This window comes from Sphingobacterium arenae, from assembly GCF_014692505.1.
Lineage (GTDB): Bacteria > Bacteroidota > Bacteroidia > Sphingobacteriales > Sphingobacteriaceae > Sphingobacterium > Sphingobacterium arenae.
Genome location: NZ_JACNYK010000001.1, coordinates 274,542 through 289,360, shown reverse-complemented (window position 1 = coordinate 289,360; position 14,819 = coordinate 274,542). Strand labels below are relative to the sequence as shown.

Annotated in this window: 13 protein-coding genes; 8 read left to right on the top strand and 5 right to left on the bottom strand. The window is 44.2% G+C overall.

Features of this window, described 5'->3' with window-relative positions:
* Window positions 1–19 precede the first annotated feature (19 nt).
* The 3 genes from H8B17_RS01240 to H8B17_RS01230 are packed head-to-tail and all read left to right on the top strand — an operon-like array spanning window position 20 to window position 6,770.
* A complete protein-coding gene (locus tag H8B17_RS01240) occupies window positions 20–1,198 on the top strand; it encodes a glycoside hydrolase family 88 protein (RefSeq protein ID WP_190307361.1) in 1,179 nt (392 codons plus the stop codon).
* Window positions 1,199–1,219: 21 nt separating this feature from the next.
* The gene (locus H8B17_RS01235; protein ID WP_190307360.1) at window positions 1,220–2,626 is read left to right on the top strand and encodes a sialate O-acetylesterase; all 1,407 of its coding nucleotides are present in this window, start codon (window positions 1,220–1,222) and stop codon (window positions 2,624–2,626) included.
* Between the two features lie 37 nt (window positions 2,627–2,663).
* A complete protein-coding gene (locus H8B17_RS01230; RefSeq protein WP_190307359.1) occupies window positions 2,664–6,770 on the top strand; it encodes a hybrid sensor histidine kinase/response regulator transcription factor in 4,107 nt (1,368 codons plus the stop codon).
* On the opposite strand, the gene H8B17_RS01225 is transcribed toward H8B17_RS01230, so the two are convergent.
* A complete protein-coding gene (locus tag H8B17_RS01225; protein ID WP_190307358.1) occupies window positions 6,761–7,033 on the bottom strand; it encodes a hypothetical protein in 273 nt (90 codons plus the stop codon). The two genes, H8B17_RS01230 and H8B17_RS01225, sit on opposite strands and share 10 nt — an antisense overlap.
* A 29-nt stretch (window positions 7,034–7,062) precedes the next feature.
* Window positions 7,063–7,839 carry a 5'/3'-nucleotidase SurE gene (gene surE / locus H8B17_RS01220; RefSeq protein WP_190307357.1) on the bottom strand — a complete coding sequence of 259 codons (777 nt, stop codon included), beginning with the start codon at window positions 7,837–7,839 and terminating at the stop codon, window positions 7,063–7,065.
* Window positions 7,840–7,953: 114 nt separating this feature from the next.
* On the opposite strand from surE, the gene gnd reads away from it, so the two are divergent.
* The 5 genes from gnd to H8B17_RS01195 all read left to right on the top strand — a co-directional run bounded on the left by gnd (window position 7,954) and on the right by H8B17_RS01195 (window position 12,831).
* On the top strand, window positions 7,954–9,408 hold the full coding sequence (gene gnd / locus H8B17_RS01215) for a decarboxylating NADP(+)-dependent phosphogluconate dehydrogenase (RefSeq protein WP_190307356.1): 1,455 nt from the start codon (window positions 7,954–7,956) through the stop codon (window positions 9,406–9,408).
* A gap of 99 nt (window positions 9,409–9,507) precedes the next feature.
* On the top strand, window positions 9,508–9,939 hold the full coding sequence (locus H8B17_RS01210; protein ID WP_190307355.1) for a Dabb family protein: 432 nt from the start codon (window positions 9,508–9,510) through the stop codon (window positions 9,937–9,939).
* 122 nt (window positions 9,940–10,061) lie between these two features.
* Window positions 10,062–10,913, top strand: coding sequence for a 5-dehydro-4-deoxy-D-glucuronate isomerase (gene kduI, locus H8B17_RS01205; RefSeq protein ID WP_190307354.1), 852 nt, complete (start codon window positions 10,062–10,064; stop codon window positions 10,911–10,913).
* A gap of 8 nt (window positions 10,914–10,921) precedes the next feature.
* The gene (locus H8B17_RS01200; protein ID WP_190307353.1) at window positions 10,922–12,049 is read left to right on the top strand and encodes a DUF4861 family protein; all 1,128 of its coding nucleotides are present in this window, start codon (window positions 10,922–10,924) and stop codon (window positions 12,047–12,049) included.
* A gap of 17 nt (window positions 12,050–12,066) precedes the next feature.
* Window positions 12,067–12,831, top strand: coding sequence for an SDR family oxidoreductase (locus H8B17_RS01195; protein WP_190308292.1), 765 nt, complete (start codon window positions 12,067–12,069; stop codon window positions 12,829–12,831).
* Between the two features lie 25 nt (window positions 12,832–12,856).
* Here the strand turns inward: H8B17_RS01195 and H8B17_RS01190 are convergent, their stop codons facing one another.
* The 3 genes from H8B17_RS01190 to gmk form a co-directional block, all read right to left on the bottom strand.
* Entirely contained in the window at window positions 12,857–13,537 is a 681-nt protein-coding gene (locus H8B17_RS01190; protein WP_190307352.1) for an SIR2 family NAD-dependent protein deacylase, read from the bottom strand.
* Between the two features lie 124 nt (window positions 13,538–13,661).
* Window positions 13,662–14,249, bottom strand: a complete 588-nt coding sequence (gene nadD / locus H8B17_RS01185) for a nicotinate (nicotinamide) nucleotide adenylyltransferase (protein ID WP_190307351.1) — start codon at window positions 14,247–14,249, stop codon at window positions 13,662–13,664.
* On the bottom strand, window positions 14,249–14,818 hold the full coding sequence (gmk, locus tag H8B17_RS01180; protein WP_190307350.1) for a guanylate kinase: 570 nt from the start codon (window positions 14,816–14,818) through the stop codon (window positions 14,249–14,251). The genes nadD and gmk overlap by 1 nt, the downstream gene beginning before the upstream one ends.
* Window position 14,819: the final 1 nt, after the last annotated feature.

Here is a 14,819-nt window from a genome sequence, read left to right as displayed (position 1 = left end):
AAAATAACTAGACATCAGAATGAAGATAATCACGTCAACCTTGCTTTTATGTTCCTTAGCATTTTCTAGCTGTCATACAGACGACAGCAGTAAATCTTTATTGGAGAAAAGTGAAAAGCAGCTTTCTATGCTGCGTACAGCCGCGCTGAACGAGCATAAAAACCCTCGGACTTTAACCAAAGATGGCCATATCCATTGGATACAATCTTCTTATGATTGGACGGAAGGATTTTGGCCAGGGACCTGTTGGATGTTGTATGAGCATACCAACGATAAAAAATGGAAAGAGGCCGCCGAAGCTTCGCAGCAATTGTTCGAGCCCCATAAGGATTTAACAACCGATCATGATCTGGGTTTCATTTTTAACAACTCTTACGGCAAAGCATACCGAATAACAAAAGAAGAACGATACAAACAGGTATTGCTTGACGCAGCACGAGCCTTGTCTACACGATTTAACGATACGGTGGGCTGCATCCAGAGCTGGGATGTTGATCACGGATGGCAAGCTGAGCGGGGTTGGAAGTTCCCGGTCATTATCGATAACATGATGAATCTGGAGATGCTCTTTGAAGCCAGCGATATCACCACGGACAGCAGCTATCGAAAAATCGCTGTTGCACACGCCAATACCACCATGGCAAACCATTTCAGGCCTGATGGCAGTTCGTTTCACGTAGTGGACTATGACCCCGAGACGGGAAAAGTGGCCCATCAGGTAACCGCGCAAGGTTATTCCGATGAAAGCGCGTGGGCACGCGGGCAGGCTTGGGCCCTATACGGCTACACCATGTGCTATCGCTATACCAAGGACAAAAAATACCTCAACTTCGCAGAAAAAATAGCAGCTTTTATACTCAACCATCCGAACTACCCGGAAGACGGTGTTCCTTATTGGGATTTCGACGCACCCAATATTCCGAACGAAATCCGGGACGCCTCCTCGGGTGCTATTCTTGCGTCTGCCCTATTGGAATTAAGTTCCTATACCGATGATAAATACTTAGCTTCTGCGCAGCATATTCTCGACTCTCTGGCAAGCGACACCTATACCGCAAAGACCGGAGAGAACGGTAATTTTATTTTAAAGCATAGCGTGGGAAGTATTCCGCATGGCAATGAAATCGATGTACCGCTGAATTATGCGGATTATTACTATATTGAGGCGCTATCCCGATTAAAAGAAAGAGGGTTGTAGAACGTTATAAAACATGCAGCGATGAAAAGCCCAAAAAGTATACTCTTGTTTCTTTTGGTATTGTCCTTGAACGGTTTCCAGAACCTTCGTGCACAGACCAAACTTAATTCGTTATTCGGCGACCACATGGTACTCCAACAGCACGCCGATGTTGCGATATGGGGCACCGACAAACCTCATACAGCAATAAAGATTGAGGCGAGTTGGGGAGAACAGGCCAGCGTCACCACAAATGCAGATGGCACCTGGAAAACGACGATCAAAACGATTGCGGGGGGCGGTCCTTATACCCTACAGGTTCAAGGAAGCCGTTCCATAAGCTTAAAAGATGTCTTATTAGGTGAGGTTTGGCTTTGTTCGGGGCAATCGAATATGGAAATGCCCTTGGCAGGCTTCGCCGGGCAACCCGTTATCGGCGCCAATGAACTCATCCTAAACAGCGAAAACGAAAACCTACGCTTATTTCATGTAAAACGAAATAGCAGCGCCATTCCTTTAGATACCTGTACAGGTATATGGAAGAACGCCGATCCAGGCAATGTGGCCAAATTCAGTGCCGTAGCGTATATGTACGGCAAAATATTACAGGAGAAGCTTAAAATTCCCGTCGGTATTATCTGCAGCAGTGTTGGCGGCACGCGTGTAGAAGCCTGGACAAACAAGGAAACCTTAACTTCCAACGGATTTGACTATGCTTCTATTAAGGAACCTGCTAACATCACCGTAAACTCACCTTCGGCTTTATTCAATGCGATGATTCATCCGTTGATTCCTTATGGGATAAAAGGGGCGATCTGGTACCAGGGAGAATCCAATAGAAACAAAGCTGAACTATACCAAACCTATTTTCAAGCGATGATCAGCAGCTGGCGTAAGGAGTGGAGACAAGGGGATTTTCCATTTTACTTCGTCCAAATTGCGCCTTTCAACTACGGTAACGGTGTCAACGCGGCTTTCTTACGGGAAGCACAGCTAAAAACATGGCAAAACACACCTAACACCGGCATGGCCGTAACCATGGATATCGGAGAAGAAAACTGCATCCATCCGGCCCATAAACAGGAAGTAAGTCAACGTCTGGCCTATTGGGCGCTGGCTGATACCTATGGTTATAAGGGCATTCAATATAGCGGTCCCATCTACAAATCGATGGACGTCGTTGGGAATAAAGCGAAGATTCATTTTGATTATGCTCCGGGCGGTGTCTGCAGCTTCAACAAAGAACTCAAGCATTTCGAAATTGCGGGCGAAGATCAAGTTTTCCACCCCGCTGTAGCAAACATACAAAAAGGAAGTTTGACTGTTTATAGTGAGGTCGTATCCAAGCCTGTGGCGGTCAGATACGCTTGGAAAAGCTATGCAGATGGCTCCCTTTTCAACGTTTTTGGTCTACCGGCTTCTTCCTTTAGAACAGACAACTGGAATTAAGAAGTTTTTATTACATTCGCAGTAAACCTCCTCGCCAATGAGAATTTACTACTTTGCCATCGTCTGTTTTCTCGTCGGGTTCCACGCTATTGCTTTTAGCCAGCGCCCAGGAGGCTTGCCTAAAGACCTTGTCTTCCAACATTTCAATTCTGTCAACGGGCTGTCGCAGCGGTCCGTGGCAGACATCATCCAAGACAGGAAGGGGTATATTTGGTTCGGAACGAGGGACGGTTTAAATAAATTCGACGGGCAAAAGTTTGTGGTCTATCGGCATACCACGACCAACCTCCACAGCTTAAGTAACAGCAATATACACGCCATATACGAAGACCGCGATGGCGGACTTTGGGTCGGTACCGAGAGAGGTTTGAATAAATATGATCCGGTAACAGATCGCTTTACCCGTTACTTATTTTCCGATTCCCCCCATGCTGTTTCGGACAATCTGGTGCGGGGTATCATCCAGATAAGCGACCGGCTACTATGGGTTGCCACCGAAAACGGGATTATCCAGATCGATCTTCGTACCGATAAAATTGAGAAAATCCAACATCGACCCAGACAGCCGAATACGTTGAGCGATAATAACCTGCGATCGTTCTTTAAGGACAAAGCGGGTAATATCTGGATCTGCAACGCCAGATACATCGATGTTTATAACCTAAAAAGCGGAACGTTCAGACGTCTTGATTACCCACAAAGAGCGGGTAATAGCCATATACATCTCAATGGATTGCCGACACTCTTTATGGACCAAAAGCATACGTTGTGGCTGGGCTACGAATTAGGGCTGGCACGTTACGACCGTACCACCGGACGTTTTGTAGATTTCGAGTTCGAACAAAAAAAGGCAATCACCACGTCCACGCGTACCCTTTGCGAAGACCGTGTCGGCAACCTGTGGATAGGCAGCTATGCTGGTCTTTACATCCTGAGTGCGGATCGTCAAGAACTCAAACATATCGTACACGATCCTGAAAACACCAGCAGTTTAAGTCAGAACTCTATTTATAGAATCATACGGGACTCCCGTGGCGACATGTGGATAGGCACTTGGGCAGACGGCGTTAATTACTACAACCAAGGCAACAATACCTTTAAGAACATCTACTCCGGCAATATTGACAACAAGCTGAACTACAAGGTCGTCAGCGGTATAACAGAAGATGCGGACGGAAACCTCTGGATCGGCACCGAAGGGGGCGGGCTGAACGTCTATAACCGGCATACCAAAAAGTTCACTTACCATAAGCACAACCCTCAAAACCTTAGCAGCCTTAGTGCCAATAATATAAAATCGGTTATCACCGACCGCAACGGTAACATCTGGGTCGGTATGCACGATGGTGGGCTTGATTTTTTAAATCTCCGGCAAAGTCCGCTTAAATTTCAGCACATTGATTTCGCCCCCGATCAGAATATTTCGCTGAAAGCCTATAAGGTGCTTACCCTATTTGAGGACCGTAACGGTAATATCTGGATCGGCACATTAACCGGTGGACTGATCTTCTACGATACACAGCGAAAGATGCTTTCAAAAGTCGACAAGGAGATCAAGACCGTGATGAGCATCACCCAGACAGATGATCCGAACCTGTTGTTAGTTGGCGGAAATAACGGCCTGGAAACGGTCCATATCCAAACCAAACAACTGCGTTCCGTACCGATCAAAGAACTGGATGAGAACGCAGCTCCACTCTATATCAACTGTATATTCGTCGATCGGTCCGATCGTTTTTGGATAGGAACAGAAGGTCAGGGGCTCCATATCTATAATCCGAAAGATAAAACGACGAAGTCTTACAGCACAAAAGACGGACTTCCTAATGATATTATCTATGGCATTCTTTCAGATGGTAGTGGCAGAATCTGGATAAGTACCAACAACGGTCTCAGCCAGATAGAAACAACCTCCAACACGATTAAGAACTATAGCCAATCCGATGGTCTTCAGGGAAACGAGTTCAATTACGGTTCTTTTTTCAAAAGCAGAAAAAAAGAACTGTTTTTCGGTGGTACTAACGGGCTAACTTTCTTCAACCCGAACGACCTGCGACAAAATACCTTCGTCCCGCCGATCGATATCACCCATATTGATGTAAACAATGCATTTTTTACGACAGTTTCTGACTCGGTGACCAGCATCGACCTGGCCTATAACGAAAACAACGTCAGTATAGACTTCACATCGCTGAGCTATATGAGACCCGAGAAAAATGAGTTCGCTTACAAACTGGAAGGAAATGACGAAAACTGGAATTACATCGGCAACCAGCGCAGGGCCGTGTACACCAATATCAAACCAGGTAATTATACCTTTAAGGTAATCGGCGCAAACAATGACGGTATATGGAACGAACATGGGGATACGCTGCACATACGTGTGCTACCCGCGCCATGGCAAACCTGGTGGGCATATTTAATTTATGCCGTGCTATGCACCGGCCTGTTTTTATATATCCGGAAACTGATCCTCCTTCGTGTAAAGGAGCGCAAAGAAAAAGAACGGGCCGAAGAGATCAACCAGCTCAAGCTACAGCTGTTCACCGATATCTCCCACGATTTCCGCACGCCGCTGACGCTGATCATCGGCCCGCTTGAAAAGATGGTCTTGCGACAACTCGGTGACAGTTACATCAAAAAGCAACACAATATTATGCTGAAAAATGCGAAAATGTTATTGCAGTTGGTCAATCAGATATTGGACTTCAGAAAGAGCGAATCCGGGAAGTTAACCTTACAAGCCACAAAAAACGATATTATTCCGTTTATACAAGAGGTTAAAAGCTCCTTCGACGCACTTGCGGAGAAAAAAAACATACAGTATCGGCTCATCACCCGCAATGACCATATTCTCGTATGGTTTGATCGGCCCAAGCTGAAAAATATCCTGTTTAACCTATTATCCAATGCTTTTAAGTTTAGTGAGGATAACAACGATATTACGATATATGTATCAACAACGTCAAAAAGGGTAAAAAACAAATTGGTAAATTATGTCAAAGTCAGTATCCTCAACTTTGGTCCGATAATTTCCAAGGAAAACCTCAACCTTATCTTTGAACAGTTTTATCAACTGCCCTATAAGCAACAGAACCTGGGATCCGGCATTGGGCTTTCCCTGAGCAAAAGGCTCGTCGACTTGCATCACGGCAAGATTGTCGTAAACAGTTCCGAAAATAAGGGCACCCGCTTCAGTATTCTGTTAAGGCTCGGGAACGAGCATCTGGAAAAAAATGAACGTATAACCGAAACCGACCGTGCAGCAATTGATGAAGATAACTTCCACTACGTAGATACGGGCAGCGATCTGCACGCTATAGCAGAAGCACAAGAAGTGGAAGACTTACCGGAAGAGCCATTGGAAGATGCCCAGCAACAACTCTTGATCGTAGAGGACAACATCGATCTTCAAAAGTTCATCCAAGAAATATTTACGGACAGATACGGTGTTTTCACCGCCAAAAACGGAGAAGATGCCCTTGCGATCGCTCATCAAGAGACCATTGATCTGATTGTCAGCGATGTGCAGATGCCGATTATGGACGGTTTTGAACTCTGCCGACACATCAAAACAACGCTCATCTGCAGTCATATTCCGGTGATATTGTTAACGGCGAAAACATCTCCGGTCCATCAAGAAAAAGGCTATCGTACGGGAGCAGACGCCTATATTACCAAACCTTTTAACGCAGAAATTTTGGCGCTTAGGGTTGATAATTTATTAAAAACAAGAGCCAATTTAGTCCGCAAATTTAAACAAGATACCATCTTAGAGCCCAAAAAGTTAACGATATCATCCCCCGACGAACTCTTTTTAGAAAAAGCCATTTCCATTGTTGAACAGCATATAAACAATCCAGACTTCAACGTTAGCGCATTCATCGATCAGATGAATATGAGCCGCACGGTTATCTATACGAAACTCAAAGCACTTACCGGCCAAAATCTTTCTACCTTTATACGGCTCATTCGGCTTAAGAAGGCAAGTACACTGATTACCCAAACACAGATGAATGTATCACAAGTGGCCTACGAAGTAGGTTTTAATGATCTAAAGTATTTCCGGGAGAGCTTTAAAGAATTGTATAAAGTAACCCCTTCGGAATACAAACGGCAACAGCATAAAAAACATCAAGCATAGGAAAACACCATCTCCCGCATAAACACGATCAAGACAATCATCGCTAAAAATGTAGCTAGCACAACGCCATTAGCTGTAGCTTCTTTTTCATTACGATACAAGAAGCGCACTGCGATAAGATTTATGGTAGCAGCAATGACATACGAAGCGATAGGCTTGTGCGTGAATAAAAATGTTTGAATGTTCGTAAAGGTAGTTGCCACATGGGCCAAAAGAGGAAAAATAACGCCCAATGCTGTTCCTAGTACAAAGTTATTTTTCACTTTCTACGCCTCCCAATTTCTTTTTTCTATTACACCTCAAAACTCCAGGAGTTTAATTCCGTAATCGTATGATGTGCGGTCATATCAAACTGTGTCGGCACCACAGAAACATAGCCATTACTCAAGGCATAAGCATCCGTATCCTCTCCTCTGTCCAGCAATTGAAATTTGCCCGTCATCCAAAAATATTCTCTATTATAGGGATCTAAGCGCTCATCAAATTCTTCAAACCATTTAGCGGTAGCCTGTCTGCATATTTTTATCCCCTTCAATTCTTTGCTGATATGCGGGAAGTTAACATTCAGTAAGGTTGCTTTTTGTAATCCGTGATCCAGCACTTGTTGTGCTATGGCCCGTACATACGGCCGACAATGGGAAAAATCAGCATGATGGGAAAAGTCATCCAAGGAGAATCCAATCGATGGGATATCCTCTATGGCTCCTTCTACGGCAGCAGACATCGTTCCCGAATATAAAACATTGATGGAATAATTCAATCCATGGTTAACGCCCGATACACATAAATCCGGCTTTTTGCCTTTAAAAATTTTATTTACTGCGAGTTTGACACAGTCAACAGGTGTTCCGGAGCATTTATACATCTCCACACCTTCATACAGATCGATTTTATCCAAGCGGAGCGGCTTTCCAATCGTGATGGCGTGTCCCATTCCGGATTGCGGACTGTCGGGAGCTACCACCACCACATGGCCTATTTTTTGCATTTCTTCCAGCAACACCTTGATACCGGGAGCGGTAATGCCATCGTCGTTGACGACTAAAATCGTCGGTTTCTTTTTTGCCATAGGGCTAAAATAAGGTTTATGTTCTTTTTTTTGCTTAGTTTATAAAAAATTCGTTATTTTTCTATTTGTTCTTGTATACGTAAAGTATAACTTTGGAAGTCAATTAAAACAGATATGCAACAAAAATCAGATATAGGCGTCATTGGTATCGCCGTTATGGGGGAAAACCTTATCTTAAATATGGAAAGCAAAGGCTTTCATGTGTCTGCTTACAATCGTACGGTCGACAAGGTAGAGCGTTTCGTTAACGGTCGCGCAAAGGGTAAAAACATATATGGAGCTACTTCCATTGAGGATTTATTACAGTCGTTAAAAAGTCCGCGGAAGGTGATGTTAATGGTAAAAGCCGGTAAACCTGTTGATGACTTCATCGAGTTGTTGATTCCACATCTGGATGAAGGCGATATCATTATCGACGGGGGGAACTCCCATTTTCCAGATACCGAACGGCGAACCGAATATGTAGAAAGCAAAGGTCTGTATTACATCGGAACCGGTGTATCGGGCGGTGAAGAAGGTGCATTATTGGGCCCATCGATCATGCCGGGCGGCTCTTCGGCAGCATGGCCTGCTGTAAAGCCAATTTTTCAGTCAATTGCTGCAAAAGTTGCCGATGGTTCTCCATGTTGCGACTGGGTAGGTTCCGGCGGCGCAGGACATTTTGTGAAAATGGTACACAACGGCATCGAGTATGGCGATATGCAGTTGATCAACGAAACCTACCACATTATGAAAGATGTGCTGGGTATGAACGCCGACGAGATGCATGAGGTGTTCAAGGAGTGGAATGAGGGTGAGCTGGATAGTTACCTGATTGAGATTACCCGTGACATCTTAGCATTTAAGGATGAAGACGGCGAGCCCCTAGTGGACAAGATTCTTGATACCGCCGGACAAAAAGGTACCGGTAAATGGACAGGAACGGTAGCGCTTGATTTGGGTATACCGCTTACACTTATTGCTGAATCGGTATTTGCACGTTGTTTATCGGCATTGAAAGATGAACGCGTAGCAGCCTCTAAGGTGTTACAGGGACCTAAACCATCTTTCGATGGCGATCGCGGGGCGTTCATCAACGATCTACGCGACGCGTTATATGCGGCGAAAGTTATCTCCTACGCACAGGGATATCAAATGATGGCTGCAGCTGCCAAGGAATTTGGCTGGGAACTGAATTACGGTAGCATTGCGCTTATGTGGCGCGAGGGATGTATCATTCGTTCTGCTTTCTTAAGCAAAATCAAAGAAGCCTTTGATAAAAATCCGGCATTGCAGAACTTGATTCTGGATGATTTCTTCAAAGATAAAATTCAAACAGCTCAACATGGCTGGCGTCGGGTAGTTGCTACGGCGGTTACCAACGGTATTCCGGTTCCTTGCCTCAGTGCCGGATTGATCTACTACGACGGCTATCGTTGCGAGCGCTTGCCGGCAAACCTGTTGCAAGCGCAGCGTGACTATTTCGGTGCACATACTTACGAGCGCCTCGACAAGCCACGTGGGGAGTTTTTCCATACCAACTGGACAGGTCGTGGTGGGGAGACGTCTTCCACAACGTACGACGTATAAGTTTAAAATATTTGTTTAGATTTTTCATTTCATGCGCTGGGGGTTTCCTCAGCGCATTTTTTAAATATAAACCCGTATCTTTCGTTAAAAATCATGACCATGGAAAGAAGAAACTTTTTAAAATCAGTGACTGCCGCCAGTTTAACCGGCACGTTGCTTACATCCTGTGCCTCCTCGTTAGAAGATGGTGCAAAGTCTGCTAACATAATCGCAAAGGGCACCATTTTACATAGTGTATATTTTTGGTTAAAAGAGGATATCTCCGAGGAGGAAGAACAAGACTTTTTAAATTTTTTCGAAGAACTCCGCAACGTGCCTGGTGTGCACACCTTGCAGTATGGAAAACCAGCACCTACCAATCCACGGCCAGTTGTTAACAATTCCTTTCAATACAACTTGCTGGTTACCTTCCAGAACATGGACGATATTAACACCTACGAAACACACCCTACACATCTTGCTGCAGCGGAACAATACAGTAAATATTGGACAAAAGTGGAAGTGAGGGATGTGGTCATTTCGGATACTTAAGATGATAAAACAGCAAGGATTAACAATGTTACCGTTATTGTAAACGTTTCCGAAGATACATTCCTTTAAACACGTTATAACTCTTATCTTAGAGCATTTATCAGTTTAATCATTATCATATTATGGCAAAGCACACTGTCTTCGAAAGTCGATATGCGATTGGGCCCAATGAAACGAAATCGTTGGACACCAAGGGACTTCGTGAAAACTTTCTGATTGAAACGGTTTTCGCACCGAATAAAATCCATTTTGTATATACCCACTACGACCGTTATATGGCCGGCGGCGCAATGCCCGTCGACGGACGCTTGCAACTGGAGACGATAGACGAACTCTTAAAAGAGCCTTATTTTCTTTCCCGCCGGGAGTTAGGCGTTATCAACGTAGGTGGAGACGGAAAAGTAGAAGTAGATGGTACGGTCTATGAAATCGGTCACAAGGAAGCTTTATATGTAGGGAAAGGCGCAAAAGAGGTCTTTTTCAGCAGCAACGATGCCGCTAATCCTGCGAAATTTTATCTGAACTCAACGCCGGCACATCACAGTTATCCAACAAAACGTGTGACCAAAGCCGAAGCAAATAAAATAGAACTCGGTGCAATGGAAACAGCAAACCACCGCGTTATCAACCAGATGCTACTGCACAAGGTCTTGGATACCTGCCAATTGCAAATGGGAATGACAGAGCTTCAACCAGGTTCCGTTTGGAACACCATGCCGTCTCACACGCACGATCGACGTATGGAAGTATACTTCTATTTCGACCTGCCAAAAGATCAAGCTGTTTCTCACTTTATGGGACCAACTGATGAAACCCGCCACATTTGGATGAAAAACGAGCAAGCTATTATTTCTCCACCATGGTCGATTCACTCGGGTGCAGGAACGAGTAACTATACGTTTATCTGGGGAATGGCCGGTGAAAACCTCGACTACGATGATATGGATAAATGTGCAATCACCGATTTAAAATAGAGGCAATCATGCAAAAAACGATTTGCTCGATCCTTGTTTGTGCCTTGTTAAGTGTAAGCTGTGCAGAGCAACAGAAAAGTATTGTGGTAAGCAATCCGACGGATCTTGCGCGCCAGGAACTTATCAGTATTCCATATGACGAGTTTACAACACATTTTAATATAGACTCTACTTTTTCGGTTAAACTAGCGGACTCCAAGACCGAGCTCCCCTATCAACTGGAAAAACGAGGAAATACCAACCCTGAAAACGTACTGATTTGGATACCTGTAGAGGCGAAAGGCGAAGTTACTCTATCTGTAACAAAACAGGAGACCAAACCGGCGTTCAAAGTACAAACCTTTGCTCGCTTTGTACCGGAGCGTTTCGATGATTTCGCCTGGGAGAACAATGTACTGGCTTTTCGGATGTACGGCAAAGCACTAGAGGGTCGAGCAGACGATGCACAGGGCATGGATGTATGGGCAAAGCGGACAGAAGAATTGGTGATCGACAAATGGTATAAAGAGAATGACTATCATACCGACCATGGTGAAGGTCTAGATTATTATTCGGTGGGACAGACAGTTGGTGCGGGCGACATGATGCCTTATTTTGAAGGTAAAGTGCATTTCACCAAACACTATCGAGAATACCAAATCCTAGACAATGGTCCGCTTCGAACCACATTCCAACTTGTTTTTGAACCGGAAGAACTAAACGGGCAAATGATCTCCCTGACCAAAACCATATCGCTCGATGCGGATCAACACTTTAATAAAGTTGTCGTCGACCTGAAAAACCAACAATCGGAAAGCACGCCCGTAGTCGTTGGGCTAGCAAGACGAGGAGAAAGCGAACCGCAGTACGACTTTAACGAATCAAACGGTAGCTTGGCTTATTGGGAGCCAGATATCCAAGGGCATGGCCAAACCGGAACAGCATTAATATTACCTGAAAACAAACCCACGTTTATGGATGGCGATAATGCACAGTTTTTACTGGGCACAGAAGTTCAGCAGAATAAGCCCTTCGTATATTACAATGGTGCTGCCTGGAACAAAGCGGGTCAGGTGACTTCTGCCGACGAGTGGAAAAGTTTTGTCGAAAAACAGGTAAAAAAAATAAAGAATCCTTTAGTGGTAAAATTAAAATAAAAACATTAGAAATGTCTATCTTAAATACATTTGATCTATCCGGAAAAGTAGCCTTAGTGACCGGATGCAAACGCGGAATTGGAAAAGCTTTAGCAGAGGCACTGGCTGAAGCAGGTGCCGATATTATAGGTGTTTCTGCCACATTGGAGTTAGAAAACTCAAAAGTCGCCCAATCTGTAGAAGCTATTGGACGCAAATTTTATGCTTATCAATGCGATTTTTCTAATCGCGAATCTCTTTATCAATTTATCCACCAGGTTAAGAAAGATCATCCGGTTATAGACATTTTGTTTAATAATGCCGGCAATATCTTGCGCAAACCTGCTGCGGAACACCCTGATGAATACTGGGACGAAATCATTGAGATTAACCAAAATGCCCAATTTGTGTTGACCCGTGAAATTGGGAAGGAGATGATTGCACGCGGTTCCGGAAAAATTGTTTTCACCGCATCGCTATTGACCTTCCAGGGCGGTATCAATGTGCCGGGATACGCGGCATCTAAAGGTGCTATCGGCTCATTGACTAAAGCTTTTGCCAATGAATGGGCGTCTAAAGGTGTGAATGTAAATGCGATCGCTCCGGGTTATATTGCGACAGATAATACAGAAGCTTTGCGTGACGACCCAGAGCGTTCCGCTTCTATCCTCGGGCGTATCCCTGCCGGGCGCTGGGGTGAACCCGAAGACTTTAAAGGACCGGCTGTATTCTTGGCTTCCAAGGCCTCGGATTATGTACACGGGACAATTCTGACCGTTGACGGCGGCTGGATGGGTCGGTAGAATTTGATTAGCTTTTCCAGCGTTTTCAGATGCTGGAAAAGAAATTTAATTCTTTCACACCTTCCGTCGCGTTTTTCCGAATAACTTGGATGTGTGGTTTTTTGGGAACAGGTACTGAATTAGGATCGATGATGTACACCGGCTTTCCTTCGGCGATATAGTGAATCAATGAAGCAGCCGGATATACCTGCAGAGACGTTCCGATAACCAACAATATATCCGCCCCCATTACTTCTTCCGCAGCTTTATCCAAGAGAGGAACCATTTCGCCAAACCAGACGATGTAAGGACGAAGTTGGGCACGGTCTTCAGCCAAATCACCCAAATTCACATCTTTATCCCACTCATAGATCAAATCTTCATTTCGTTCGCTCCGAACCTTTCTTAACTCACCATGTAAATGAATAATGTTCGACGAACCTGCTCGTTCGTGTAAATCGTCTACATTTTGCGTAATAATGACTACTTCGTATATTTCCTCTAACTTTTTTAAGTAGAGATGTGCTGCATTCGGCGCCACTTCTTTAAGTTGTCGTCTTCGCTGATTATAAAAATTTAAAACCAATTCGGGATTGTTTGCCCATCCATGGGGCGAAGCAACCTCCATAATATCGTGATTATCCCACAAACCATTCGCGTCCCTAAAAGTAGAAATCCCACTTTCAGCACTGATTCCAGCTCCGGTCAAAACAACTATTTTTTTCATCCTTGTCACAAACAAGTATAACAAAAATATATTATTACCAGAACGATATCTCTTACCAGTCTACTTTGCGAAAAATCAATCAACTTATCATTCGTATTTTTATATGCTTCTTTTATGAAGAAACTCACTGACGTAGATAAAGTCCTTTCTTTTCGATGAAATCAATAACATTTTCCGGTACATAAAACTGAAGGTTCTTTCCCTCTTTTACAGCCTGGCGCACAAAGGTAGATGATAGTTCCATCACAGGGGTTTCCGTGATGGTAACAGATGGGTGCGTTTTAAGTGTTCCGCCATCATAGCCTGGTCTCGGATAAACGACTATATGGTAATCCCGAAGAATAACATCGGCGTTTTTCCACTTCGGAAAGCTCGTCAGGTTATCTTCCCCCATAATGATAGAAAAATCTCTTGTCGGATATTTTTCAGCAAGATGGATCAAGGTATCAATCGTGTAGGATGGTTGGGGCAACGAAAACTCTATGTCAGAGACCCGTAACTTTTCGGCACCCTCAATAGCCAGATTGACCATTTCGAGGCGATCATACATATTTCCGAGGTTCTTCTTGTCCTTAAATGGGTTTTGGGGCGAGACCACAAACCATACTTCATCAAGTTCGGTATAATTAGCCATATAATTGGCGATAATCAAATGCCCGACATGTATTGGATTAAACGAGCCAAAGAATAAACCAATTTTTTTATTTGCCATTATTTATTCAAAAAATCCAGCACAAGTGCTTCAGCCTCTTTAGAAGCGGTTTCCAAATCAAAATTGTTTAACACCACATCAAATTTATTCGCATAGGTCAATTCCAATGCTGCTTTCGCAAAGCGTTCCTGCAACTTTTCCTCCGCATCTGTTCCACGGCCTCTCAATCTTTCTTTCAATACATCCAAAGAAGGTGGGTTCACGAAGATGGCTAATGCTTCTTCCGGAAATTTAGATTTCAGACGAAGGCCGCCTACCACATCAATATCGAAGATAACCGATTTTCCAAGCGACCAGATACGCTCCACCTCTTTTCTCAACGTTCCGTAAAAGGTTCCTGCATAGACTTCTTCAAATTCTATAAATTCGTGTTTTGCAACTTTATGCAGAAAATCCTCCTTCGAGATAAAATAGTAGTCTTTTCCGTCAACCTCTCCTGTCCGCGGCTCCCGTGTACTAGCAGAAATAGAGAATGCAATCTTGTCTCCATGATTGGACAACAGCCGTCTAACAATAGTCGTTTTTCCTGCGCCTGAAGGAGCTGAGAATATGATCAGTTTTCCGCTCATC